This is a genomic window from Blautia glucerasea (assembly GCF_013304385.1).
Taxonomy (GTDB): domain Bacteria; phylum Bacillota; class Clostridia; order Lachnospirales; family Lachnospiraceae; genus Blautia_A; species Blautia_A ammoniilytica.
Map to the genome: position 1 here is coordinate 14636 of NZ_JAAITU010000007.1, position 25805 is coordinate 40440.

The 25805-nt window shown below is 45.0% G+C and carries 21 protein-coding genes, 2 tRNA genes and 1 other RNA gene; 19 read left to right on the forward strand and 5 right to left on the reverse strand.

The genetic code is table 11. From position 1 onward, the window contains the following. Nucleotides 1-4: 4 nt before the first annotated feature. From G5B11_RS04535 to rnpB, 4 genes are all read left to right on the forward strand, one after another. The gene (locus G5B11_RS04535) at nucleotides 5-706 is read left to right on the forward strand and encodes a tRNA (adenine(22)-N(1))-methyltransferase (protein WP_173727037.1); all 702 of its coding nucleotides are present in this window, start codon (nucleotides 5-7) and stop codon (nucleotides 704-706) included. Then, nucleotides 693-1484 carry a Nif3-like dinuclear metal center hexameric protein gene (locus G5B11_RS04540; RefSeq protein WP_173727038.1) on the forward strand — a complete coding sequence of 264 codons (792 nt, stop codon included), beginning with the start codon at nucleotides 693-695 and terminating at the stop codon, nucleotides 1482-1484. The genes G5B11_RS04535 and G5B11_RS04540 overlap by 14 nt, the downstream gene beginning before the upstream one ends. A 36-nt stretch (nucleotides 1485-1520) precedes the next feature. Further along, nucleotides 1521-3182: a nucleoside kinase gene (locus G5B11_RS04545; protein ID WP_173727039.1), complete on the forward strand. Its 1662-nt coding sequence runs from the start codon at nucleotides 1521-1523 to the stop codon at nucleotides 3180-3182. Between the two features lie 51 nt (nucleotides 3183-3233). Next, nucleotides 3234-3580, forward strand: an RNA gene (gene rnpB / locus G5B11_RS04550) — RNase P RNA component class A. An 85-nt stretch (nucleotides 3581-3665) separates the two neighbouring features. Here rnpB and G5B11_RS04555 read toward each other — a convergent pair. The 3 genes from G5B11_RS04555 to G5B11_RS04565 all read right to left on the reverse strand — a co-directional run bounded on the left by G5B11_RS04555 (nucleotide 3666) and on the right by G5B11_RS04565 (nucleotide 5493). Beyond that, nucleotides 3666-4103 carry an aspartate carbamoyltransferase regulatory subunit gene (locus tag G5B11_RS04555; RefSeq protein ID WP_173727040.1) on the reverse strand — a complete coding sequence of 146 codons (438 nt, stop codon included), beginning with the start codon at nucleotides 4101-4103 and terminating at the stop codon, nucleotides 3666-3668. Then, complete coding sequence (gene pyrB / locus G5B11_RS04560; protein ID WP_158420200.1) at nucleotides 4097-5020, reverse strand: aspartate carbamoyltransferase; 924 nt, start codon at nucleotides 5018-5020, stop codon at nucleotides 4097-4099. Before pyrB ends, G5B11_RS04555 begins: the two co-directional genes overlap by 7 nt. Before the next feature lie 86 nt (nucleotides 5021-5106). Next, nucleotides 5107-5493: a putative ABC transporter permease gene (locus G5B11_RS04565; protein ID WP_158420201.1), complete on the reverse strand. Its 387-nt coding sequence runs from the start codon at nucleotides 5491-5493 to the stop codon at nucleotides 5107-5109. A gap of 178 nt (nucleotides 5494-5671) precedes the next feature. Here G5B11_RS04565 and G5B11_RS04570 point away from each other — a divergent pair, with 178 nt between their 5' ends. From G5B11_RS04570 to G5B11_RS04590, 5 genes are all read left to right on the forward strand, one after another. Beyond that, nucleotides 5672-6985: a bifunctional folylpolyglutamate synthase/dihydrofolate synthase gene (locus tag G5B11_RS04570; RefSeq protein WP_173727041.1), complete on the forward strand. Its 1314-nt coding sequence runs from the start codon at nucleotides 5672-5674 to the stop codon at nucleotides 6983-6985. An 8-nt stretch (nucleotides 6986-6993) separates the two neighbouring features. Continuing rightward, nucleotides 6994-8124 (forward strand): prephenate dehydratase, encoded by a 1131-nt coding sequence (pheA, locus tag G5B11_RS04575; RefSeq protein WP_173727042.1) that lies wholly within the window; start codon nucleotides 6994-6996, stop codon nucleotides 8122-8124. 15 nt (nucleotides 8125-8139) lie between these two features. Continuing rightward, on the forward strand, nucleotides 8140-9453 hold the full coding sequence (locus G5B11_RS04580) for an ATP-binding protein (RefSeq protein WP_173727043.1): 1314 nt from the start codon (nucleotides 8140-8142) through the stop codon (nucleotides 9451-9453). Nucleotides 9454-9534: 81 nt separating this feature from the next. Further along, nucleotides 9535-11073 carry a Ppx/GppA phosphatase family protein gene (locus G5B11_RS04585; RefSeq protein ID WP_158420205.1) on the forward strand — a complete coding sequence of 513 codons (1539 nt, stop codon included), beginning with the start codon at nucleotides 9535-9537 and terminating at the stop codon, nucleotides 11071-11073. A gap of 11 nt (nucleotides 11074-11084) precedes the next feature. Next, a complete protein-coding gene (locus G5B11_RS04590) occupies nucleotides 11085-13235 on the forward strand; it encodes an RNA degradosome polyphosphate kinase (RefSeq protein WP_173727044.1) in 2151 nt (716 codons plus the stop codon). 80 nt (nucleotides 13236-13315) lie between these two features. On the opposite strand, the gene G5B11_RS04595 is transcribed toward G5B11_RS04590, so the two are convergent. Together G5B11_RS04595 and G5B11_RS04600 are read right to left on the reverse strand one after the other, a co-directional pair. Then, nucleotides 13316-13387: transfer RNA gene (locus G5B11_RS04595), tRNA-Glu, on the reverse strand. Between the two features lie 40 nt (nucleotides 13388-13427). After that, nucleotides 13428-13499 (reverse strand) — tRNA-Glu (locus tag G5B11_RS04600). A gap of 204 nt (nucleotides 13500-13703) precedes the next feature. Here G5B11_RS04600 and G5B11_RS04605 point away from each other — a divergent pair. From G5B11_RS04605 to truB, 10 genes are all read left to right on the forward strand, one after another. Next, a complete protein-coding gene (locus tag G5B11_RS04605; protein WP_158422053.1) occupies nucleotides 13704-15629 on the forward strand; it encodes a DNA gyrase/topoisomerase IV subunit B in 1926 nt (641 codons plus the stop codon). 23 nt (nucleotides 15630-15652) lie between these two features. Then, complete coding sequence (locus tag G5B11_RS04610) at nucleotides 15653-17899, forward strand: DNA gyrase/topoisomerase IV subunit A (protein WP_173727045.1); 2247 nt, start codon at nucleotides 15653-15655, stop codon at nucleotides 17897-17899. A gap of 146 nt (nucleotides 17900-18045) precedes the next feature. After that, entirely contained in the window at nucleotides 18046-18510 is a 465-nt protein-coding gene (rimP, locus tag G5B11_RS04615) for a ribosome maturation factor RimP (protein WP_173727046.1), read from the forward strand. 26 nt (nucleotides 18511-18536) lie between these two features. Beyond that, nucleotides 18537-19727 carry a transcription termination factor NusA gene (gene nusA, locus G5B11_RS04620; protein WP_173727047.1) on the forward strand — a complete coding sequence of 397 codons (1191 nt, stop codon included), beginning with the start codon at nucleotides 18537-18539 and terminating at the stop codon, nucleotides 19725-19727. Then, the gene (gene rnpM / locus G5B11_RS04625; protein WP_158422049.1) at nucleotides 19724-20002 is read left to right on the forward strand and encodes an RNase P modulator RnpM; all 279 of its coding nucleotides are present in this window, start codon (nucleotides 19724-19726) and stop codon (nucleotides 20000-20002) included. The genes nusA and rnpM overlap by 4 nt, the downstream gene beginning before the upstream one ends. Continuing rightward, nucleotides 19989-20321, forward strand: coding sequence for a L7Ae/L30e/S12e/Gadd45 family ribosomal protein (locus G5B11_RS04630; protein ID WP_158422048.1), 333 nt, complete (start codon nucleotides 19989-19991; stop codon nucleotides 20319-20321). Before rnpM ends, G5B11_RS04630 begins: the two co-directional genes overlap by 14 nt. An 88-nt stretch (nucleotides 20322-20409) precedes the next feature. After that, nucleotides 20410-23460: a translation initiation factor IF-2 gene (gene infB, locus G5B11_RS04635; protein ID WP_173727048.1), complete on the forward strand. Its 3051-nt coding sequence runs from the start codon at nucleotides 20410-20412 to the stop codon at nucleotides 23458-23460. A 34-nt stretch (nucleotides 23461-23494) separates the two neighbouring features. Next, on the forward strand, nucleotides 23495-23905 hold the full coding sequence (gene rbfA / locus G5B11_RS04640) for a 30S ribosome-binding factor RbfA (protein ID WP_173727049.1): 411 nt from the start codon (nucleotides 23495-23497) through the stop codon (nucleotides 23903-23905). 11 nt (nucleotides 23906-23916) lie between these two features. Next, nucleotides 23917-24879: a DHH family phosphoesterase gene (locus G5B11_RS04645; RefSeq protein ID WP_158422045.1), complete on the forward strand. Its 963-nt coding sequence runs from the start codon at nucleotides 23917-23919 to the stop codon at nucleotides 24877-24879. Then, nucleotides 24876-25763: a tRNA pseudouridine(55) synthase TruB gene (gene truB / locus G5B11_RS04650; protein ID WP_334297998.1), complete on the forward strand. Its 888-nt coding sequence runs from the start codon at nucleotides 24876-24878 to the stop codon at nucleotides 25761-25763. The genes G5B11_RS04645 and truB overlap by 4 nt, the downstream gene beginning before the upstream one ends. Nucleotides 25764-25805 lie beyond the last annotated feature (42 nt).

Genomic DNA, 25805 nt, shown 5'->3' on the forward strand with positions numbered 1-25805 from the left:
GCGTATGCAGTTGTCTTTACGTTTGGCTGCCATCAGTAAAATGGTGCATGGCGGCAACCGGCTGGTAGATGTGGGATGTGATCATGGATATCTGCCGGTGTACCTGGTTTTGAATAAAAAGATCCCTTCTGCGATCGCCATGGATGTGAGAAAAGGCCCGTTGCTTCGGGCAAAGGAGCATGTGCAGCAGTACGGGGTTTCAGATTACATAGAACTTCGTCTTTCTGATGGCTTGTCTGCACTAAAGGCCGGAGAGGGAGATACCTTGGTGATCGCAGGGATGGGAGGTCCTTTGATGGAACGGATCCTGACAGAAGGAAAACAGGTGCTTGATTCCTTCCAGGAGCTGATCTTGCAGCCTCAGTCGGATGTGTGCCATTTCCGGCATTTTATCCGGGAACAGGGCTGGGAGATCCGGGAAGAGGAGCTGATCCTTGAGGATGGCAAATTTTATCCTATGATGCGTGTGACCAGGAGCATAGAAGGATGTGTTCCTTGGACAAAGGAAGAAGAGGCCTTTGGTAAATTTCTTTTAGAAGCCAGGCATCCGGTGCTTAAGTTATATTTGCAAAGAGAGCTTGGGATCCGTAAGAAGATCCTGGAGAAGCTGGTGGATGCAGGAGAAGGCGCCAGGGAGCGAAAAGCAGAGGTAGAGGAGGAAAAGCAGCTTTTAATGGCTGCGCTTACAAGATATGAAAGCAAGTGAACTGACGGACTGGCTGGAGAAGGAGTTTCCTTCTTCGGCAGCAGAGGACTGGGATAATGTAGGACTTTTGGTGGGAGATGACCAGAAAGAAATTTCGCATATTTTTCTTGCACTGGATCTTACAGATCGCGTGCTGGAGGAAGCTGTTTCCTGCGGTGCAGATATGATCATTACTCATCATCCTATGATCTTTTCAGGCCTGAAAAAGATCAATACCCATGATTTTACAGGCAGAAAGGTGATCAGGCTGATCCAGGAGAATATTCCTTATTATGCTATGCATACCAATTATGATATTCTTGGAATGGCAGATCTAAGTGCAGAATATATTGGTATTTCACAGACCAGCGTTTTGTCTGTGACAGAGGACGGCTTGGATGGAACACAGGGATTTGGAAGAGCAGGCAATCTTCCAAAAGAGATGAGCCTTGGAGAATACGCAGGTTTTATCAAAACATCTTTAAAGCTGAAGGATGTGAGAGTGTACGGAGATCTAAACATGCCTGTAAAGAGGGCTGCTGTTTGCACAGGATCCGGAAAAAGCATGATTTCGGATGCACTGGCAGCAGGAGCAGATGTGTATGTGACTGGAGATATTGATCATCATTCAGGGATTGATGCATTGCAGGCTGGTTTGGCAGTGATCGATGCAGGTCATTATGGTACAGAGTACATTTTCATGGATGCCATGAAAAAAAGAATACAGGAAGTATTTGACGGGCTGAAGGTAACATGTGCAAAGGTTCAGTGTCCCTATACCCTGATGGCAGATATGTGATACCATCAGCATGCCATAGAAATGGAGGTGCTATACATGGAAACAGTAAAAGTAACCATAAACGAAACCGTAAAGGAATATCCAAAGGGAATTTCCTATATGGATATTGTTAAAGAATACCCGGCAGATGAGAAAGCACCGGTGATCCTTGTAGTTTCAAATGGAAAACTGAAAGAGCTTCACAAAAAAGTAAACAGGGACTGCACCCTGCGCTTTGTCACAACCAGAGAAAATATCGGGAACCATGCATACAGGCGCAGTGCCTGTATGATCTTTCTGAAAGCAGTTTATGATGTGGCCGGCAAAAATAATATAGAAAAGGCAGTGCTTCATTATTCCATTGGAGCAGGCTATTATTTTACCATTTCCGGCAAGCAGCAGGTGGATCAGCAGTTTCTGGATCAGGTAAAAGCACGGATGCATCAGCTTGTTGATGCAAAGATCCCGATCATGAAAAGAAGCGTTGGGACAGATGAGGCCATTGAATTATTTCACAAACATGGCATGTATGATAAAGAAAAATTGTTCCGATATCGTCGTGTATCCAAGGTGAATATCTACAGTATTGAAAATTTTGAAGATTATTATTACGGTTTTATGGCATGCAATACCGGATATATACAGTATTTTGACCTGGTTTTATATAAGGATGGCATCGTTCTTATGCTTCCGGAAGCACAGGCTCCAGATCAGATCCCAGAGTTTGTACCTAAAGATAAGCTTTTTCAGGTGCAGAAGATTTCCGAGGAATGGGGAGACCGGCTGGATATTTCCACTGTTGGGGAACTGAATGACCAGATTGTTGTTAAAGGTCTGCGTCAGATCCTTTTGATCCAGGAGGCGCTGCAGGAGTCTAAGATTTCTGAGATCGCCAGGCAGATCGCCGCTTCCGGAGATAAGAAGTTTGTAATGATCGCCGGACCTTCTTCTTCCGGCAAGACCACCTTTTCCCACAGGCTTTCCATACAGCTTTCTGCACATGGGCTGAATCCTCATCCCATTGCTGTAGATAATTATTTTGTAAACAGAGAGGATACTCCTGTAGATGAATACGGGGAAAAGAATTATGAATGTCTGGAAGCCCTTGATGTAGAGCAGTTTAACAAAGATATGCTTGCATTGCTTGCAGGAAAACGGGTAGAAATGCCTGTATTCAATTTCAAAACAGGGCAGAGAGAGTATAAAGGGGACTATCTGCAGCTGGGGAAAGGGGATATTCTGGTGATTGAGGGGATTCATGGATTAAATGACAGGTTAAGCTATGCACTTCCATCAGAAAGCAAGTTTAAGATCTATATCAGTGCACTGACTCAGTTGAATGTGGATGAGCACAATCGGATCGCCACCACTGACGGACGTCTGATCCGAAGGATCGTTCGAGATGCAAGAACCCGAGGTACTTCTGCAAAGGAGACCATTGCCAGATGGCCCTCTGTGCGAAGAGGAGAGGAGCAGAATATTTTTCCGTTCCAGGAAGGGGCGGATGTTATGTTTAACTCTGCTCTGATCTATGAACTGGCATGTCTGAAAGTTTATGCAGAGCCTCTTCTATTTGGCATTAAGAAAGGGGAGCCGGAGTACTTGGAAGCCAACCGTTTGTTGAAGTTCCTGGACTATTTTGTGGCAGTGCCCAGTGAAGAAATCCCCAACAATTCCATACTCAGGGAGTTTGTTGGCGGCAGCTGTTTTAATGTGTAAGTGATTTTGTGCTTTACACACAGAAAAAACCATGCTAGAATAGCATTTGCGTAAGCAGACCAGGTAATCGCGGCTGGACAGACGAAAGGGTTCAGACGAGGAAAGTCCGGGCTTCACAGGGCAGGATGCCGGATAACGTCCGGTGGAGGCAACTCCCAGACCAGTGCAACAGAAATAAACCGCCGGTTTTCCGGTAAGGGTGGAAAGGCAGTGTAAGAGACTACCGCCGGCCTGGTAACAGGACGGGCACATGTAAACTCCATTTGAAGCAAGGCCGAGAAGAAAGCGATACGGCTGCCCGTCGTGCTTTCAGGTGGGCCGCTTGAGCCATTCGGTAACGGATGGCCTAGATAGATGATTACCCAAGACATAACCCGGCTTATAGGTTTACTTACGCAGTAAAATAACAAATTATTTTTTATAAATAGCAGCAGCCCCGGATCCATGGACCCGAGGCTGTAGTTTTGTTTTATGGAGATCATCTTATTTATTTCTGTGTCCGGAATATTTCTCTTCACAGTATTTGCAGCGGTAGACCTCTTTTTTTTCATCAGCCAGTACAAATACCTGGTCAAGCCCCTGCTCGATAGAAGTAATGCAGCGGGGATTCTTACAGCGGATTACATTTACTACCTGCTTTGGAAGACGAAGCTCTTTTTTCTGAACAATCTTCTCATCTTTAATGATATTAACTGTAATATTGTGGTCAATAAAACCAAGAATATCAAGGTCAAGCTTCTCGATAGGGCATTCAACCTTGATGATGTCCTTTTTGCCCATTTTGTTACTGCGGGCATTCTTGATAATCGCTACTGTACAGTCAAGCTTGTCAAGCTTCAGGTCATGGTAGATGGTCATTGCCTTTCCTGCTTTGATATGGTCTAATACGTAACCTTCACGAAGTGCACCTACATTTAACATGGTAATTCTACCTCCAGTAATGTGAGAATCAGAGCCATGCGGACATAAACGCCGTACTGGACCTGTTTGAAATAAGCTGCTCTTGGATCGGAGTCAACCTCCACTGCGATCTCATTTACTCGTGGAAGAGGATGAAGTATGTACATGTCTTCTTTGGCAAGCTCCAGCTTTGCCTTGTCCAGAATATAAAAGTCTTTCATGCGTACATAATCTTCTTCGTTGAAGAAACGCTCCTTCTGCACACGGGTCATGTACAGGATATCCAGTGCAGGAATAGCTTCCTCCAGACGTTCTACCTCCTGGAACTCAATGTTATTTCGCTTCAGAACATCTTCGCGGATATAGCTGGGGATCCGCAGCTCTTCTGGGGAGATCAGGATAAATCTGACGTTTTTGTAACGTACCAGTGCTTCAATAAGAGAGTGTACAGTACGTCCGAATTTCAGATCCCCGCACAGACCGATGGTAAGGTTGTCAAGACGTCCATGAAGGGAACGAATGGTAAGCAGGTCAGTTAATGTCTGAGTGGGATGCTGATGACCGCCATCACCGGCGTTGATCACAGGAATGTTAGATGCAAGAGAAGCAACAAGAGGAGCTCCCTCTTTAGGATGGCGCATCGCACAAATATCTGCATAACAGGAAACAACCCTGATAGTATCAGCAACACTTTCTCCCTTGGATGCGGAACTGGAATCAGCAGATGAGAAACCAAGAACCTTGCCGCCAAGATTCATCATGGCTGCTTCAAAGCTTAATCGTGTACGTGTGCTTGGCTCATAAAAAAGAGTGGCAAGACGCTTGTCATCACACAGATGTGCATATTTCTTAGGATCCTTCTCAATATCGCTGGCCAGATCCAGAATTTTTTCAAGTTCTTCGGTGGACAGATCCAGCGGACTCATTAAATGTCTCATTTCATACCTCCATGTATGATCGTGATTTGTAACAGGTTTTTTTCTAAAATCCTTTCGGTTTATAATATAATACTTAGATGATTTTTTCAAGATGGTTTTGTAAGTATTTTTTCAAAGAGAAGACCTGTGATAAACCATAATGGGGCATAATCCAGACGGATCAGTCCTTTGTACTGAAGAGGAGCATCATTGTAATTCCAGGGGCACATATGAAAATGCTTCAGAATGCTGCCGCTGGTAAACTCTGTAAAGAAAATCCCTGCTGTATATACAAGACCTCTGCAGGCTGTTGGGATGCGGGAGATCCTTTGATAGACAATTGGGATTACAGAGGCACAGCCATAAATAGGAAACATCAGCAGGGAGGTTTTTCCTATCATAGTGGTTTCACCTTGTAAAAATGCATGAAGGCCTGTCCAGAAAATTTCCAGGCACCAGCCTGTAAGCCCGCAAAGAATAAAATTTTTTTTCATATGATCTGACACCTATTTTACAATTATTTTACATGAAACTAGTATTGCCTGCCTTGAAAAATTAATACGTGTAGGATATAATAATATGAAAATCTGACCCGTCCAATATCCATGCACCTGCTTATACAGGCGTGGCTGCTGTCCGGGACTTTTATAATACATTAGAGGAGCAGTAGAGATGGACTATGGTGAAAGCCGTGCATATATTAAGGATGCAGAGAGATATGGAAGTGTTCTCGGCCTTGATAATATGTATGAGATGATGAAACGTCTTGGTAATCCCCAGGACAGCCTGAAGGTTATCCATGTGGCTGGTACCAACGGCAAAGGATCTGTTATTGCATATCTGTATTCTGTCCTTGGAAAGGCAGGATATCGTGTAGGACGCTATGTTTCCCCAACCCTTTATTCTTATCGTGAGCGTCTTGAGATCTGTGGGGAGAGAATTACCTGTGAAGAATTTGCGGAGTGTGTGACTGAGATTTCGGAAGTGATCCGGGAAATGACCAGGGAAGGCCTGCCTCATCCAACCCCTTTTGAAATTGAAACCGCTGCCGCTTTTTTATATTTTAAAAAAGAAAACTGTGATATTGTACTGCTAGAAGTAGGAATGGGCGGCGATCTGGATGCGACCAACATCATTAAACAGCCGGTACTGTCCATAATTGTTTCCATCAGCATGGATCACATGGGTTTTCTTGGCAGCACCCTGGGGGAAATCGCAGAGAAAAAAGCTGGGATCATCAAAAAAGGATGCCCTATGATCACCGTGAAACAAAAACCGGAGGCAGAGGCAGCACTTAAGGAAAGATGTAAAAAGATGGAGATTCCTTTTGTGTATGCAGACAGCAGTGAGGCGCAGATCACGGAAGAAGGGATCTGGGGACAAAGCTTCTGGCTGAAGGGAGAGGAATACAGGATTTCCCTGGCAGGAGTTTATCAGAAAGAAAACAGTGTGCTTGCATTAAAAGCTTTGGAACTTTTGGAAGAGCTTGGTTATCCTACCAGTCTGAAGGAGAGAAAGGAAGGACTTCTGGAAGCTAGCTGGAAAGGCCGTTTTACAGTGATCCACAAGGATCCGCTGTTGATCGTGGACGGGGCACATAATCCGGGAGCCGCTGATATGATGGCAGAGACCATTCGGCATTACTTTATGAGGAAAAATGAAGGACAGAAGCTGATCTACATTATGGGCATGTTCAGAGATAAGGACTGCAGGAGTGTACTTTCCAAAACACTTCCATTTGCACAGCAAGTGTTTACCATTCAGACTCCGGACAATGAGAGGGCACTTCCCTCCGGTGAACTGGCGGATATGGCCAGGGAATTTCATCCGGATGTAACAGCCTGTGATCATATTAGGGATGCAGTAGCACAGGCTTTTCAGGCAGCAGGACCAAAGGATGTGATCCTTGCATTTGGATCGTTGTCCTTTATCGGAGTTCTTACAGAGGCTGTAAAGCAATATAAGACAACGGAAAGAGGAAATTGATAGAAAATATGACTGATTTACAACAATATCGTCATGAAATTGACAGGATAGACAATGAGATCGTACGCCTTTTTGAAGAAAGGATGGAAGTCTGCGAAAAGGTGGCTAGATATAAGATACAGACAGGCAAACAGGTACTTGATCCGGAACGGGAGAAGGTAAAGATTGATGGAGTAAAGGCAAAGGCACATACTTCCTTTAATGCAATGGGTACAGGAGAGCTGTTTAAGCTGATCATGGCCATCAGCAGGAAGAGACAGTATCAGCTGCTTACCCAGAATGGCATTGGAGGCAGCAGCGGTTTTGAACAGATCCAGGAGCTTCCAAGAGAAGGAGTAACTGTAGTGTTTCAGGGTGTGGAGGGAGCCTACAGTTACGGGGCAATGCGTGCTTACTTTAAAGAAAATATAAAGAGCTACCATGTGAAAACCTTTAAGGATGCAATGGAAGAGGTGTCAGAGGGCAGAGCAGATTATGCAGTCCTTCCTATCGAGAATTCCACAGCAGGGATTGTGGCAGATATTTATGATCTTCTGATGGAATACCAGCTTTATATAGCAGGAGAGCAGATCATCCGGGTGGAGCATGTGCTTCTGGGACTGTCCAATGCACAGCTTGAAGATATACAGACGGTATATTCACACCCACAGGGACTTGCCCAGTGTAAGGCATTTTTAGATGAGCATCCTTGCTGGAAACAGGTGAAGGCTGGAAATACAGCGGCTTCAGCAAAGAAAGTCAGCGAAGAACAGTTGGTTTCCCAGGCTGCTATTGCCAGCCGTGAAGCGGGAGAGCTATTTGGACTGAAGGTGCTTGCCAAGAATGTGTGTAAGAATGATGGGAATGCCACCAGATTTATTATTCTTGGAAGAAAGCCGGTGTATGTAAAGAACGCTTCCAGGATCAGCATCTGCTTTGAAGCTGAGCATGAAAGCGGTGCTCTGTACAATATGCTTTCTCATATTATATATAATGGGCTGAATATGACTAAGATCGAATCTAGGCCGATTCCGGACAAGAACTGGCAGTACCGGTTTTTTGTGGATTTTGACGGCAACCTTCAGGACAGCGCAGTGAAAAATGCATTGATGGGGATTCGTTCAGAAGCGAATATGCTGCGTATACTTGGAAATTATTAAAAGAGGGATTTAAAAATGGCAAGAATTGAGGAATGTATCCTTTACAGGGATTTTGAACATGGTGAGATCTTAAAACAGATTACCTTTTTGATAGATAGATATGAACTGACAGGAGAAAAGGAATTTGAGGAAGAAAAAGATATTTTTTATAAAAGTGTAGGCGGTCTTGTGGAAATGGCCGGTATGTATGGCTTTTCCGGAAATCTCTGGCACAATTACCTTACTTTTCTTCTGGTAAATCATGAAAATGCATTTAGCACAGCCTGTGAGATTAGGGGTGCTGTGGAGGGCAGCATCAATCAGCTGGCACTTCATGATTTCCGGATTTTTAAAGAACTGTATGATTTTGACCTTCAGGTATTTGACCGGGTATTTCATACTACCTGCTGCCAAAGCCTTAAGGATTATGAGAATATTAACGGCAACAGTAAAATGTTTAATCAAAGGATCCGGGATCGAATCTGTGATATGAGCAAGACCCTTGCTGCAGCTGCAACCACAGAAGAGTTTATGAAGGATATGGTGCAGTTTTACAAGGACTTTGGTGTTGGAAAGCTGGGGCTTCATAAGGCCTTCCGTATTGAGCATGTAGATGGGGAAGGGGCAAGGATCGTACCTATTACAAGGATCGCCCATGTGAAGCTTGAAGATCTGGTAGGCTACCAGATCCCTAAGCAGAAGCTGATCGAGAATACAGAAGCCTTTGTAAGAGGAAGAAAAGCCAACAACTGCCTTCTGTTTGGTGATGCAGGAACCGGCAAATCTTCCAGTATCAAAGGAATCCTGAACAAATATTATGATGAGGGGCTTCGGATCATTGAGGTGTACAAGCACCAGTTTCAGGATCTGAATGATGTGATCGCCCAGATCAAGAATAGAAATTATAAATTTATTTTATATATGGATGATCTTTCTTTTGAGGAATTTGAGATTGAATACAAATATCTGAAGGCAGTGATCGAGGGAGGCCTTGAGAAGAAGCCGGATAATATCCTGATCTATGCAACCAGCAACCGCCGTCACCTTGTAAAAGAGAAATCAACGGATAAGCTGGAAATCGCACCGGATGACGATCTTCATTCCTCAGATACCGTACAGGAGAAGCTTTCTCTTGTATACAGGTTTGGGGTACGGATCTATTTCGGGGCTCCGGACAAAAAGGCATTCCAGAATATTGTAAGAGTTCTGGCCGAAAGGAATGGGGTGCATATGCCGGAAGACCAGCTTATGCTGGAGGCCAACAAATGGGAGCTTTCCCATGGAGGACTTACAGGGCGGACTGCGCAGCAGTTTATTGATTATCTGCTTGGCAAACCTGTGGATGAATAAAGCAAAGGCACTTTCAGGGATGATCTCTGACATGGTAAATAAAAGTGAACGGGTCCCCTCAGGGGCAGGAAGGAGCAAAGAATGGCAGTTACTACTTTTGCAGCCATAGATATTGGTTCATATGAAGTAAGCATGAGGATATTTGAACTGTCAAAAAGGATCGGTTTCCGGGAACTGGATGATGTTCGATTTCGGCTGGAACCGGGAAAAACGGTATATTCTACAGGTACCTTAAGCATGGAGATGGTAGATTCCATCTGCGAAGTGCTCATCGATTTCAAACGGATCATGGCAGAGTTCGGCGTGGAAGAATGGAGAGCCTGTGCTACCAGTGCATTCCGTGAATTGAAAAATCCGCTGATCGTGATCGAGCAGATATACCGGCGAACAGGGATACGTATAGAGGTACTTAGTAATGCGGAACAGCATTTCCTTGGATATAAGTCCATTGCTGCCATTGAAACGGGATTTAAAAAGATCATCCAGAAGGGCACTGCGATTCTGGATGTGGGCGGTGGAAGCCTGCAGGTTTCCCTGTTTGATAAGGATGCACTTGTTACTACCCAGAATCTTAAGATCGGAAGTCTGCGTATCCGTGAAAGGCTTCGTGAACTGGAAAAGTCTTGCAATCATTATGACCAGTTGGTGGAGGAATTTATCCGAAATGACCTGGTTGGTTTTGAACGGCTTTATCTGAAAGAACGGGATATCAGAAATGTGATACTTATGGGAGATTTCCTTACAGATACCATTTTCAGGGAAGAACGGCAGGATAATATTATTACAAAAGAAGAATTTATGACCAGGTATGAGCAGATCGTACATAAGTCTGCACAGGTACTGGCTGAGGATATGGATATTGATCAGGAATCTGCGTCCCTGATCGTGCCTACATTAGTAGTCCTTAAGAATTTTATGGATGCATTTCATGCAGAGTCTTTGTGGCTTCCAGGGGTTTCACTGCTGGACGGGATCGCCTATGATTTCGGAGAAAAGAAGAAATTTATTAAAAGCGGCCATAATTTTGAAAATGATATCCTGGTGGCTTCCAGGAATATTGCAAAGCGGTATTCTACCAGCAAAAGCCACATCCAGGGTACGACGGATGTAGCACTTGCTATTTTTGACAGTATCCGTAAGATCCATGGGATGGAAGCAAGGCAGCGGCTGCTTTTGCAGATCGCAGCTCAGCTGCACGATTGCGGAAAGTATATCAGCATGGGAGATGTGGCAGAATGTTCGTATAGGATCATTATGGCTACAGAGATCATTGGACTTTCCACAGAAGAAAGAAAGATCATTGCCAATGCAGTGCGGTATAATACTACGGATTTTGTTTCTTATGAAATGCTAAAGGATGAAGAAACAGGACTGGACAGAAGCCAGTACCTGCTGATCGCAAAGCTGACAGCGATCTTAAGGCTTGCCAATGCTATGGACAGAAGCCATTACCAGAAGGTAAAAGGGATCAAGGCGGTATTAAAAGAAAGAGAGCTGCAGCTGGTAGTGGATTCAGATCAGGATATTTCTCTGGAACTTGGACTGCTTAAGGATAAGGTGCAGTTCTTTGAAGAAGTCTTTGGTGTGCGCCTGGTTCTCAGACGTAAAAGAAAAATGTAGAGGAGAGCATCATGGATAAAAAAAATTTTGAAAAACCGGAATATTATGTGAATCGTGAATTAAGCTGGCTGAAGTTTGATGACCGGGTGCTCAGCGAGACCAGGGACAAAAACCTTCCTCTGTTTGAAAGACTGAAATTTTTAAGCATCACTTCTTCAAATCTGGATGAGTTTTACATGGTACGTGTGGCTTCCTTGAAGGATCAGGTACATGCAGATTATGAGAAAAAAGATATTGCAGGAATGACTCCAAAGGAACAGTTAAAGGAGATCAGCTCTCAGACCCATGAACTGGTGAATGTTCAGTATAATACTCTGAACCGTTCCCTTCTGCCGGCACTGGAAAAGGCTGGATTTCATCTGATGGCAAGACATGAGGATCTGAATCAGGAACAACAGGAGTATGTGGATCGCTATTTTGAAGATAATGTATATCCTGTGCTTACTCCTATGGCTATGGATTCCTCCAGACCCTTTCCGCTGATTCGGAATAAAACATTAAATATTGGCGCACTGATTTCCAAAAGGGACAAGAAAAAAGGAAAAGAATCCACTGTATTTGCTACTGTGCAGGTTCCATCCGTGCTTCCGAGAGTGATCCAGATCCCATCCGTTAAAGAAAACGACACAACAGTGATCCTTCTGGAAGAAGTGATCGAGAAAAATATCGGTGAGCTGTTCCTGGGGTATGACGTGGTATGTGCACATCCTTACAGGATCATGCGTAATGCAGACCTGACCATTGATGAGGATGGAGCAGAGGATCTGCTGGTTGAGATCCAGAAACAGCTGAAGAAACGTCAGTGGGGCGAAGTGATTCGCATGGAAGTAGAAGAAAAAACAGATGAAAGACTGCTGGATATCTTGAAAACAGAGTTTGAGATCAAGGATGAGGATATTTTTTATATTAACGGTCCGCTGGATCTTACCATGCTGATGAAAGTTTACGGTGTGGAAGGCTATGAGGAGTACAAGGCGAAAAAGCATGTGCCTGCTCCTGTACCAGCCTTCCAGAACGACAAAGATATTTTCCAGGTGATCCGTGAAGGAGATGTTTTCCTTCATCATCCATACATGAGCTTTGATCCTGTAGTTAATTTTGTACGCCAGGCTGCAAAGGATCCGGATGTACTGGCTATCAAGCAGACTTTGTACCGTGTCAGCGGCAATTCCCCTATTATCGCAGCCCTTGCGCAGGCAGCAGAAAATGGCAAGCAGGTATCTGTACTTGTGGAGCTGAAGGCAAGGTTTGATGAAGAGAATAATATTGTATGGGCAAAAATGCTTGAAAAAGCAGGCTGCCATGTTATTTATGGACTGGTAGGGTTGAAAACCCACAGCAAGATCACACTTGTGGTGCGTAGAGAAGAAACAGGCATTCGCAGATATGTGCATCTGGCTACCGGTAATTATAATGATTCTACTGCAAAGCTTTACACGGACTGTGGTATTTTTACCTGTGATGAACGTTACGGGGAAGATGCAACTGCTGTATTTAATATGCTGTCCGGATATTCAGAACCAAAAAGCTGGAACCGGCTGGTTGTAGCTCCGATCTGGATGAAGGATCGTTTTTTGAAGCTTATCAACAGGGAAGCGGAAATGGCACAGAAGGGGATTCCGGCTTTTATTGTGGCAAAGATGAATTCACTTTGTGATCGCAAGATCATTGCAGCTCTGTATCGGGCCTCTGCCTGCGGAGTACAGATCTACCTTCTGGTAAGAGGAATCTGCTGCCTGAAGGTGGGAGTGCCAGGAGTAAGCGAGAATATCCATGTAAGATCCATTGTAGGAGATTTCCTGGAACACAGCCGTATTTTCTATTTCCATAATGGCGGTAATGAAGAGATTTTTATGGGAAGTGCAGACTGGATGCCGCGTAACCTGGATCGTCGTGTAGAGATCGTATTCCCGGTAGAGGATGAAGAAATTAAAAAAGAAATTAAGCATATCCTGGATGTGGAGTTTAAGGACAATGTAAAGGCGCATATCTTGCAGCCAGATGGAACCTATGAAAAGATGAATCGACGTGGAAAAGCAAAAGTGAATTCTCAGATGATTTTTTGTCAGGAAGCGGAAGATAAGGCTAAAGCTGTGAAAAAGCAGAAAACAGATCATGGACGTGTATTTATTCCGGCAGAACCGGCAGAAGATATTGAATAATCATAATATGGGGGATGTCAAAGGGCATCCCCATATTATGATTACATAAAAAAAGAACTGTAAAAACAGTTCTTCTAAAGCAGCCAGTACGAGAATCGAACTCGTGTTTCCGCCGTGAGAGGGCGGCGTCTTAACCCCTTGACCAACTGGCCATATGTATAAATAAAACTTATGAATATCGGTTAAATATAGCAGCCAGTACGAGAATCGAACTCGTGTTTCCGCCGTGAGAGGGCGGCGTCTTAACCCCTTGACCAACTGGCCTTGCGTCAACCGACTTGCTTAGTATATACTACCTTTCAGAAAAATGCAAGCACTTTTTTAAAAAAATTTTCATGCTTGCAAAAACCGTAGGATCTGGGGTATGATATAGAACGAATGTTTGAACGTAATAAAGAACAAGTATATCTGTTCAGCCGATGGAAGTAAAGATGGGACTGGGCAGTTAAGAAAGGATCTGAAACAGTCATGGCAAAAAAAGATACCTATGACGCAGGCAGTATATCTGTACTGGAGGGATTGGAGGCGGTCCGTAAACGGCCGGGAATGTATATCGGAAGTGTATCGCGAAAGGGTCTGAACCATTTGATCTACGAGATTGTGGATAATGCAGTAGATGAGCACCTGGCAGGATACTGCAGCCTGATCCATGTGGTTCTGGAAAAGGATGGCTCCTGTACAGTTACAGACAATGGACGAGGCATTCCGGTGGATATGCACGAAAAGGGAATGTCCGCAGAACGTCTTGTGTTTACTACACTTCATGCAGGCGGTAAGTTTGACCATTCTGCATATAAGACAAGTGGCGGACTTCATGGAGTAGGTTCTTCTGTTGTAAATGCATTATCTGTATATCTGGATATCAAGATCAGCCGTGACGGCTATATCCATCATGACCATTATGAAAGAGGAATCCCTACGATACCACTGGAAGGCGGTCTTCTGCCGAAGCTGGGCCGGACAAAGACAACAGGCACCTGTGTGAATTTCCTGCCAGATCCGGAGATTTTTGAAAAGACCCGTTTCTCTGCTACAGAAGTAAAAAGCCGTCTTCATGAGACAGCATATCTGAATCCGGAATTGACCATCCGCTTTGAGGACAAAAGAGGGGACGCGACTGAGGATATTACCTATCATGAGCCAGAGGGTATCGTGGGTTATATCCGGGATCTGAATCAGAATTCAGAAACACTGCATGAGCCAGTTTATTTTAAGGGCGAAGCAGATGGGATCCAGGTGGAAGTGGCATTTCAGTTTACCAATGAATTCCGGGAGAATGTGCTAGGCTTTTGCAACAACATTTATAATGCAGAAGGCGGTACTCATCTCACTGGTTTTAAGACCACTTTCACAACAGTGATGAATACTTATGCCAGGGAAATTGGCATATTAAAAGAAAAAGATCCGAATTTTACAGGGGCAGATATCCGGAATGGTATGACTGCAGTTGTGTCGGTGAAGCATCCGGAGCCAAGATTTGAAGGACAGACCAAGACTAAGCTGGATAATCAGGATGCTGCCCGTGCTACTGGCAAGGTAACGGGAGAACAGCTGGTACTGTTTTTTGACAGAAATCTTGAAACCTTAAAGACTGTACTTTCCTGTGCGGAAAAAGCTGCAAAGATCCGCAAAACAGAAGAACGTGCAAAGACCAACCTTCTTACAAAACAGAAATATTCCTTTGATTCCAATGGGAAACTGGCTAACTGTGAGAAAAAGGATCCTGCTCTTTGCGAGATCTTTATTGTAGAGGGAGATTCTGCAGGCGGCTCTGCCAAAACAGCCAGGGATAGGAATTATCAGGCTATCCTTCCAATCAGGGGTAAGATTCTGAATGTGGAGAAGGCCACTATTGACAAGGTACTGGCAAATGCAGAGATCAAGACCATGATCAATGCTTTTGGCTGTGGCTTTTCAGAAGGCTACGGAAATGATTTTGATATTACAAAGCTGCGCTATGATAAGATCGTGATCATGGCAGATGCGGATGTGGATGGAGCACATATTTCAACCTTGCTTCTTACGTTATTTTACCGTTTCATGCCGGAACTGATCTATGAAGGACATGTGTATATTGCCATGCCTCCTCTGTATAAGGTTATGCCAAAAAAAGGCGAAGAGGAATATCTGTATGATGATAAGGCATTAGAAAAATACAGACGTACCCACAAATCCGGTACCTTTACCCTGCAAAGATACAAAGGTCTTGGTGAAATGGATGCCCAGCAGCTGTGGGAAACCACCCTGAATCCGGAAACAAGACGGATGAAGAGGGTGGAGATCGAGGATGCAAGGCTTGCATCCAGTGTGACAGAAATCCTGATGGGCAGTGATGTGCCTCCCAGGAAGGCATTTATCTATGAGCATGCTACAGATGCAGAACTGGACGTATAGTCAGTGCAGAGAGGATATAGAAGATGGAAACAAAGCAGGATAATATAATTGCTGCCGATTATTCGGAAGTAATGCAGAAATCATATATTGATTATGCCATGAGCGTGATCATTTCCAGGGCACTTCCTGATGTAAGGGATGGCTTGAAGCCTGTACAAAGGCGTACCCTTTATGATATGTATGAGCTGGGGATCCGGTATGACCGTCCTTACAGAAAATGCGCCCGTATTGTTGGAGATACCATGGGTAAATACCACCCGCACGGAGACAGTTCCATTTATGAGGCATTGGTAGTGATGGCTCAGGATTTCAAAAAGGGCAAGACCCTGGTGGATGGACATGGAAACTTCGGCTCCATTGAAGGAGATGGAGCTGCAGCTATGAGGTATACGGAAGCCAGGCTGGAAAAGCTTACCCAGGAAGTATTCCTTGCAGACCTTGATAAAGATGTGGTGGATTTTCTTCCTAACTTTGATGAAACGGAGAAAGAACCGGAGGTACTGCCTGTACGCATCCCTAATCTTCTTGTAAATGGTGCAGACGGTATTGCGGTAGGTATGGCTACCAGTATTCCGCCCCACAATCTGGGAGAAGTGGTGGATGCGGTTAAAGCATATATGAAAAATAATGAGATCAGTGTTAAGGGGCTGATGCGTTATATGAAAGGCCCGGATTTTCCTACCGGAGGTATCATTGTCAATAAAGATGAGCTTCTGAATATTTATGAAACAGGAACCGGGAAGATCCGTATCCGTGGACGAGTGCAGATTGAAAAGCAAAAAAACGGCAGACAGCTGCTGGTGATCACAGAAATCCCGTATACCATGCTGGGAGCAAATATCGGTAAATTCCTGAATGACGTAGCTGCCCTGGTAGAAACAAAAAAGACTACAGACATTCTTGACATTTCCAATCAGTCTTCCAAAGAAGGGATCCGTATCGTACTGGAACTGAAAAAGGATACGGATGTGGAGAATCTGACCAATATGCTGTATAAGAAAACCAGGCTGGAGGATACCTTTGGCGTTAATATGCTGGCAGTGGCAGAGGGCAGACCGGAAACCTTAAGCCTTAAGCAGGTGATCGAGTATCATGTGGATTTTCTTTTTGAGATCACTACAAGGAAATACACCACCCTTCTTGCAAAAGAGATGGACAAAAAAGAGATTCAGGAAGGGCTGATCAAGGCCTGCGATGTGATCGACCTGATCATTGAAATCCTGCGTGGAAGCAAGAACCGGGAGCAGGTGAAAAAATGTCTGGTGGAAGGTGTTACAAAGGGAATCCGTTTTAAGTCAAAGGCAAGTGAAACGGCAGCCGGGAAGCTGCATTTTTCTGAAAAGCAGGCAACGGCTATTCTGGAAATGCGTCTGTATCGTCTCATTGGTCTGGAGATCGAAGCCCTGGAAGCTGAGTACAAGCAGACCATGGACAATATTGCCAGATACGAAGATATTCTGAATAATTATGATTCTATGGCACATGTGATCATGGATGATCTGGATCGGATCAAGAAGGAATATACTGTAAAAAGGCGGACAACCATTGAAAATGCCCAGGAAGCTGTATATGAAGAGAAAAAAATGGAAGAGATGCAGGTATGCTTCCTGATGGATCGCTTCGGCTATATGAAGCTGGTGGATATGAATGTTTACGAAAGAAATAAAGAAGCAGCCAACAGCGAGAATAAGTATATCTTTACCTGTATGAATACAGATAAGATCTGTCTGTTTACAGACGGTGGACGGATGCATTCCATTAAGGTGGCAGACATTCCCCTGGGACGATTCCGGGATAAGGGCACACCTGCAGATAATTTGAGCAATTATGAAAGTGCAAAGGAACAGATCATATATGTGGCACCTATGGAGCAGATTCGAAATGGCTCCCTTATGTTTGTGACAGCAGCTTCCATGTGTAAGCTGGTAAAAGGCGAAGAATTTGATGTGGCAAAAAGAACGATAGCTTCCACCAAATTAAACCCGGAGGATTACCTGATCTTTGTTGGTCTTGCAGATGAGATGGAGCAGGTGGTATTTCAGACCAGGGAGGGATATTTCCTAAGGTTCCTGAAACAGGAAGTCTCATCCATGAAGAAAACAGCAGTTGGTGTAAGAGGCATGAAGCTAACAGAGGGTGATGCTGTGGAGCACGCTTATTTGTTGGAAGGCCACAGGGAATATATCATTACTTACAAAGAGAAGGAGTATTCCCTGAATAAGGTGAAGCTGGCAAAAAGGGATACAAAAGGGGTAAAACCAAGGCTGTAACACATTTATTAAGGAAAAAGCCCTTGCAATTCCCTAGGATTGGTGCTACAATGGCAAAAGAAACTAAGAACTTGTTGGCATAGGAGTGGGCAGACGCCCACTCTTTTTGCTGATAAAGGGACATGTTGGAAAGGCAGGTGGGAAGCATGAGCAGACGAGAAGAATATCAGCAGAGGGCAGAAGCACTTTTGACTCCTATTGTAGAAGAACAGGGCTTTGAACTGGTAGACGTAGAATATGTAAAGGAAGCAGGATGCTGGTATTTGCGAGGCTATATTGACAAACCCGGCGGGATTACAGTGAATGACTGTGAAGCTGTAAGCCGTATTTTCAGTGATAAGCTGGATGAACAGGATTTTATCGAAGACAGCTATATTATGGAGATCAGTTCTCCTGGGCTTGACCGTCCACTGAAAAAGGAAAAGGACTTTGCCAGGAGCCTTGGAAAGCTGGTAGAAATCCGGACCTACCGGCCAATCGAAAAACAAAAAGAATTTTGCGGTGTTCTGACCGCATATGATGGTAACAGTGTGACAATTGACGAAGATGGACAGAACCGAGTATTCGATAGGAAAGAGATCGCACTGATCCGGCTGGCAATTCAGTTTTAAGGACTTATTAGGAGGAAAAGAGAAAAATGAACAGAGAGTTAATGGAGGCACTGGATACGCTGGAAAAAGAAAAAAATATCAGCAAAGAAACTCTTTTGGAAGCAATTGAGCAGTCTCTGATCCAGGCTTGCAAGAACCATTTTGGAAAGGCTGACAACGTGCATGTAAGCATTGACAGGGATACCTGCGACTTCAGCGTATATGCAGACCGGACCGTTGTTGAATATGTAGAGGATCCGGTGGAGGAAGTATCCCTGGAGGATGCAAGAAAGATCAATGCAAATGCAGAGATCGGCGATGTGGTAAAGGTTCAGATCCATTCAGATAAGTTTGGCAGGATCGCTACACAGAATGCTAAGAATGTGATCCTTCAGAAGATCCGTGAGGAAGAACGTAAAGTGCTGTATGATCAGTATTACGGCATTGAGAAAGAAGTTGTAACAGGTATTGTACAGCGGGTGATGGGCAGAAATGTAAGCATTAACCTTGGAAAGGCTGATGCAGTCCTTAGCGAGAATGAGCAGGTGAAGGGGGAGACATTCCAGCCTACAGAGCATATCAAGGTTTATATCCTGGAAGTAAAGGATACCCCGAAAGGCCCCCGTATTCTTGTGTCCAGGACCCATCCGGGCCTGGTGAAACGTCTTTTTGAGTCTGAAGTTGCAGAAGTAAAAGACGGTACTGTAGAGATCAAGAGCATTGCCAGAGAGGCTGGATCCCGTACAAAGATCGCTGTATGGAGCAATGATCCGGATGTAGATCCTGTAGGAGCTTGTGTGGGTGTGAACGGTTCACGTGTAGGAGCCATCGTAAATGAGCTTCGCGGAGAGAAAATCGATATTATCAACTGGGATGAGAATCCGGCTATTCTCATCGAGAATGCATTAAGCCCTGCAAAGGTGATCGCTGTTATGGCGGATCCGGATGAGAAGACTGCACTTGTTGTAGTGCCGGATTACCAGCTTTCCCTTGCTATTGGCAAGGAAGGACAGAATGCCCGCCTGGCAGCCCGTCTTACAGGTTTCAAAATTGATATCAAGAGTGAGACACAGGCTAAAGAATCCGGAGACTTCTATGACTATGATGAGGATGAAGATGAGGAGTATTACGATGAGGACGAATATGAGGAGCCTGTAGAAGCAGAAGTACAGGATTCCCAGGATCCTCAGCCGGAAGCTGACAAAGAGCCATCTTCAGAAGAAACAGAGGAAGCATGAAAACAAAAGGCAAGATCCCTATGCGGCAGTGTACTGGCTGCAGGGAAATGAAAAATAAAAAAGAGATGATCCGGGTTTTAAGAACCGGAGAAGGAGAGATCCTTCTGGATGCAACAGGGAAGAAGAATGGCCGTGGTGCGTATCTCTGTTTTTCCAGGGAATGCCTGGAAAAGGCCAGGAAAAATCATGGACTGGAGCGCTCCCTGAAGGTATCCATACCGGATGAGGTTTATGACAGCCTGGAAAAGGAGTTCGACGGAATTGATTCAAAATAAAGCATTATCATTGTTAGGTTTGGCCACAAAGGCCGGAAAGACGGTAAGCGGCGAATTTTCCACTGAAAAATCCGTAAAGTCCGGCAAAGGTTATGTGGTTCTTGTTGCCGGTGATTCATCCGATAACACAAAAAAGAAATTCCGGAATATGTGTGCTTATTATCAGGTGCCTTTGTTTATCCTGAAAGAAGACAAGGAAATGCTGGGAAAAGCCATGGGCAAAGAATTTCGGGCCAGTGCAGCAGTGCAGGATGAGAATTTTGCAAATGCTCTCATTAAGAAACTGGCTGATAGTGGTGTGTTTCCGGAAGAGGCATAACCACCAGCTGTTACAGATTCCGTTTTGCAAAAGAGAAATAAAGCAGTTCATCTGCTTTACAGGTATTTGGTAAGAAGGAGGAAGGTAAATGACCAGAATCAGGGTACATGAGCTTGCCAAAGAGCTGGGAAAGCAAAATCGGGAGATTATGGAATTATTAAGAGCTGAAGGGATTGACGTAAAAAGCCATATGAGCAATGTGGAGGAATCCCAGGCAGCTGTTATCAGAAAAAAAATAAAGGATCTAGGAAAGGAGAAAGATACGAAATTGGAGACTCCTAAGACAGAAGAAAAGGTAGTTACGGCGAAGACGGATGCTGAAAAAACAGAAGCGCCGAAAAAGAAAAAAAATATTATCCGCGTATATCATGCACAGAATGCCAGTGATGGCGGAAAAGGAAGAAAGAAACCGCTTGGCGAGAAGCGCCAGAGACCACAGGGGGCACGCCCTGCACAGCCAAGAAGCCAGGCAGTGGCACCGGCAAAACCTGCTGCAGCAAAGCCTGCAGAGAACGTAAAGCCGGCAGAAAGTGCAAAACCGGTTGAGACAGCAAAACCATCTGCAGCACCAGTACAGGCAGCAAAGCCAGTGGAGAGCATTAAACCGGCAGAAAGTGCAAAGCCGGCTGAGACTGTAAAACCAGCAGAGACAGCAAAACCATCTGCAGCACCGGTACAGGCAGCAAAACCGGCTGAAGCAAAACCAGCTGAGTCAAGACAGGGATCTGACAGACCGAGAAATGAAGGCAGCAGACCACAAGGCGCAGGCAGAGGAGAAGGCCGTCCAGCTGGAAACAGCAACGGACAGTCCGGACGAGGATTCCGTGGGAATGATAACCGTAATGGGGAAAGAAGAAGCTTTGACCGTCAGGGCGGCGGCCGTCCTCAGAGAAACGGAGATAGTACACAGCGAAATCCAAGATTCGGAGAAGCAGGCGGACGCCCGGCACGTTCCAATGAGGGAAGACCGTCAAGACCAGGAGATTCCAGACCAGGACAGCGCCAGGGTGCAGGCCAGGGCGGACGTTTTGGCCAGGGCAGACCACAGGGTGCAGGCAGAGGAGAAGGCCGTCCGGATAATCGTGATAACAGAGGTGAAGGAAGAGGAGACGGACGTTTCAGCCAGGGAAGAGGCGGACAGCGTCAGGGTGCAAGAAGAAGCACAGGTGCTTCCGATACAGTATTTACTCCAGAACTTACCAAAGGCACCAAGGACAGCAAGCGTGAGCGTGACAGAGAAAATAAAAACAAAAAGAAAGATTTTGATAAGACAAGTGGCGGACACAGACCAAACCAGGGTAGCCGGGGTATGGTATCCAGACTGCCAAAGGCACTTCAGAAGCTGGCTCCCCAGCAGAAACAGCCGGAAGAGAAAAAACAGCCTGAAGTAAAAGAAATTACCCTGCCGGAGAAAATGACCATCCGTGAACTGGCAGAAGCTATGAAGATGCAGCCATCTGTAATCGTGAAAAAGCTTTTCATGCAGGGACAGATGGTAACTGTAAACCATGAGATCGATTTTGAAAAAGCACAGGAAATCGCCATGGAATTCGACATCATTGCAGAACAGGAGGAAAAGGTAGATGTGATCGGCGAGCTTCTGAAAGAAGATGAAGAAGATCAGTCCACTATGATTCCCAGACCTCCGGTTGTATGTGTAATGGGTCACGTTGACCATGGTAAAACATCTCTTCTTGATGCGATCCGTAAGACAAATGTTACAAGAGGCGAGGCTGGTGGTATCACTCAGCATATTGGTGCTTATGTGGTAGATATCAATGGTCAGAAGATCACATTCCTTGATACACCAGGACATGAGGCATTTACAGCTATGCGTATGCGTGGTGCCAATGCTACAGATATTGCAGTTCTTGTAGTTGCAGCAGATGATGGTGTGATGCCACAGACTGTAGAGGCGATCAGTCATGCGAAGGCAGCAGGAGTGGAGATCATTGTTGCTATTAACAAGATCGATAAACCAAGTGCCAATATTGAGCGTGTAAAACAAGAGCTTTCCGAATATGAACTGATCCCTGAGGACTGGGGCGGAAGCACAGCCTTTGTACCTGTTTCAGCAAAAACAGGGGAGGGTATTGAGGATCTGCTTGAGATGATCCTTCTTACTGCAGAGGTTTCCGAACTGAAAGCCAATCCTAACCGTGCGGCAAGAGGTCTTGTGATCGAGGCACAGCTGGATAAAGGTAAAGGACCTGTTGCTACCATTCTTGTACAGAAGGGTACTCTCCATGTGGGAGACTTTATTGCGGCAGGTGCCTGCAGTGGTAAGGTTCGTGCAATGATGGATGACAAGGGACGCCGGGTAAAAGAGGCCGGACCATCCACACCTGTGGAGATCCTGGGTCTTGGTGATGTGCCAAACGCAGGAGAGGTGCTGATGTCCTTTGAGAATGATAAAGACGCCAAGAATTTTGCAGCAGCCTTTGTATCTGAGAATAAAAACCGTCTGCTGGAAGAAACGAAAGGCAAGCTTTCTCTTGACAATCTGTTTGACCAGATCCAGGCAAGTGACCTGAAAGAACTGCCGATCATCGTGAAGGCAGATGTACAGGGATCTGTGGAAGCGGTAAAACAGAGTCTTGTAAAGCTTTCTAACCAGGAAGTTGTAGTAAGAGTGATCCATGGTGGTGTTGGTGCTATCAATGAATCTGACGTAAGTCTGGCAGCTACCTCTAATGCGATCATCATTGGATTTAATGTACGTCCTGATACTACTGCAAAGCAGCTGGCTGAGCAGGAAGGGGTAGATCTGCGTCTGTACAAAGTGATCTATCAGGCAATCGAGGATGTGGAAGCAGCTATGAAGGGTATGCTGGATCCGATCTACGAAGAGAAGGTGATCGGCCATGCAGAGGTTCGTCAGCTGTTCAAGGCTTCCGGTATCGGTACGATCGCAGGAAGTTACGTTCTGGACGGTATGTTCCAGAGAAACTGCAAAGTACGTATTACCAGAGGTGAGGAGCAGATCTATGAAGGCGAGCTTTCATCCCTGAAGAGATTTAAAGACGATGTGAAAGAAGTTAAGGCAGGCTACGAATGTGGTCTTGTATTTAATGATTTCAATGACGTAAAAGAAGAAGATAAGATTGAAGCGTATATCATGGTAGAAGTGCCAAGATAGAACATCCGGGCAAGCGTCAGGATAGGAGATAATTATGAGGAAAAACAGCATTAAGAATACCAGGATAAACGGTGAAGTGCAGAAAGAATTAAGCAAGATCATCCGTGAAGAGATCAAGGATCCACGTATTCATCCAATGACATCTGTCATGGCAGTGGAAGTAGCGCCTGACCTGAAAACATGTAAGGCATTTATCAGTGTCCTGGGTAACGAGGAAGCAAAGCAGTCCACGATCAAGGGTCTGAAGAATGCAGAAGGATATATCCGCCGGGAGCTTGCAAGGACATTGAATCTGCGGAATACACCGGAGATCCGTTTTATTCTGGATGAGTCCATTGAATATGGCGTGAATATGTCAAAGCTGATCGATGACGTAATGATGAAGGATGCAAAATCATCACAGCCTGACCAGGAAGAGAAATCAGGAGACGGAAGGGAAGAGTGACGAGGGAAGATATGGAGAGGATTGAAGAGATACTGAATGGCGTTAAGACATTGGGAATCGGAGGTCATGTCCGGCCGGATGGAGACTGTGTAGGCTCCTGTATGGCATTATATCTGTACATCAGAAAATATTTTCCGCAGATCAAAGCGGACATTTATCTGGAAAGCCCAAAGCCGGTTTTTCATTATATCAGTCACATTGAAGATATTAAGACAGAAGCAGACGGGGACAGACAGTATGACCTTTTTGTTACCTGTGATGTAAGCTCAAGAGACAGGCTGGCAGTTGCCGGGGAATATTTTGAACATGCAAAGAAAACTGCCTGCGTGGATCATCATGTAAGCAATCTTGGCTTTGCAGATGTGAATCATGTGGAGGGAGAAGTCAGTTCAGCCTGCGAAGTGCTTTACGGGCTTCTCGATCCTGAAAAAGTGGATAAGGACATTGCAACTGCTATTTATACAGGGATCGTTCATGATACAGGCGTGTTCCAGTATTCTTCCACCACACCAAAAACGATGCGGATCGCTGCCACGCTGATGGAAACAGGATTTAATTTCAGCAAGATCATTGATGAATCTTTTTATCAGAAAACCTACCTGCAGAATCAGGTAATGGGTCGTGTTTTGGCAGAAAGCATTATGCTGCTGGATGGAAGATGCATTGTAGGCTGCATGAAAAAAAGAGACATGGATTTTTACGGTGTGGAAGGCAAGGATCTGGATGGGGTTGTAAGCCAGCTCCGCCTTACCCAGGGCGTAGAGGTAGCCATGTTCCTGTATGAAGTAGAAAGCCAGGTGTTTAAGGTTTCTCTCCGATCTAATGGCAAGGTGGATGTAAGTGCGATTGCCGTTTATTTCGGAGGAGGCGGACATATGCGAGCAGCAGGCTGTGATATGGCAGGTTCTGTATATGATGTGATCAATAACATATCCGAACAGATTGAAAAACAGCTGTTGGGACAGGACAAATAATGGACGGAATCATTGTAATCAGAAAAGAAAAAGGATATACCTCCCATGATGTGGTAGCTAAGCTTCGTGGGATTCTATCCATGAAAAAAATCGGCCATACAGGTACCCTGGATCCGGAGGCAGAAGGTGTGCTTCCAGTTGCTCTTGGCAAGGGTACCCGTCTGGTGGATATGCTTACAGACAAAGAAAAGACTTATGAAGCGGTACTTCGCCTGGGAGTGGTAACAGATACCCAGGACATGACCGGTACGGTTCTTGAAGAGCATCTGGTACATGTAACCGAAGAGCAGATCCAAGATACAGTAAATGGCTTCCTTGGAGAGCAGATGCAGGTTCCACCTATGTATTCTGCACTGAAGGTAAATGGTAAAAAGCTGTATGAACTGGCAAGAGAAGGTAAGACGGTAGAGCGTAAGGCCAGGCCTGTATTTTTCTACGGTATAGAGATCCAGAAGATTGCCCTGCCGCTTATAAAGCTTACAGTCACCTGTAGCAAGGGGACATATATACGTACCCTGTGCAATGATATTGGAGAGGCATTAGGCTGCGGAGGCTGTATGGAAAGCCTTGTAAGGACAAAGGTGGGACGATATACGCTGGAAGAAGCCTATACGCTGGCACAGGTGGAAGAGATAAGAGATCAGGGAAAGATATCCCATCTTGTGATTCCTGTGGAACAGGTCCTTGGTGAGTATCCCAGACTGATGTGTACCCAGGCTGGTGACAGGCTTCTTCAAAATGGAAATCCCCTGATCCAGGAACTGGTAAATGAAAATGTTAAAGAAGGCTGGGTCCGTATGTATGGCAGCACAGGGAATTTTGTGGGGATCTATCAGTGGGATCAAGGGAAACAAAGGTATTTCCCTGTAAAAATGTTTATTTGAATGAGTGATATTTTTACAAGTATTGGACATGAATTGAATTAA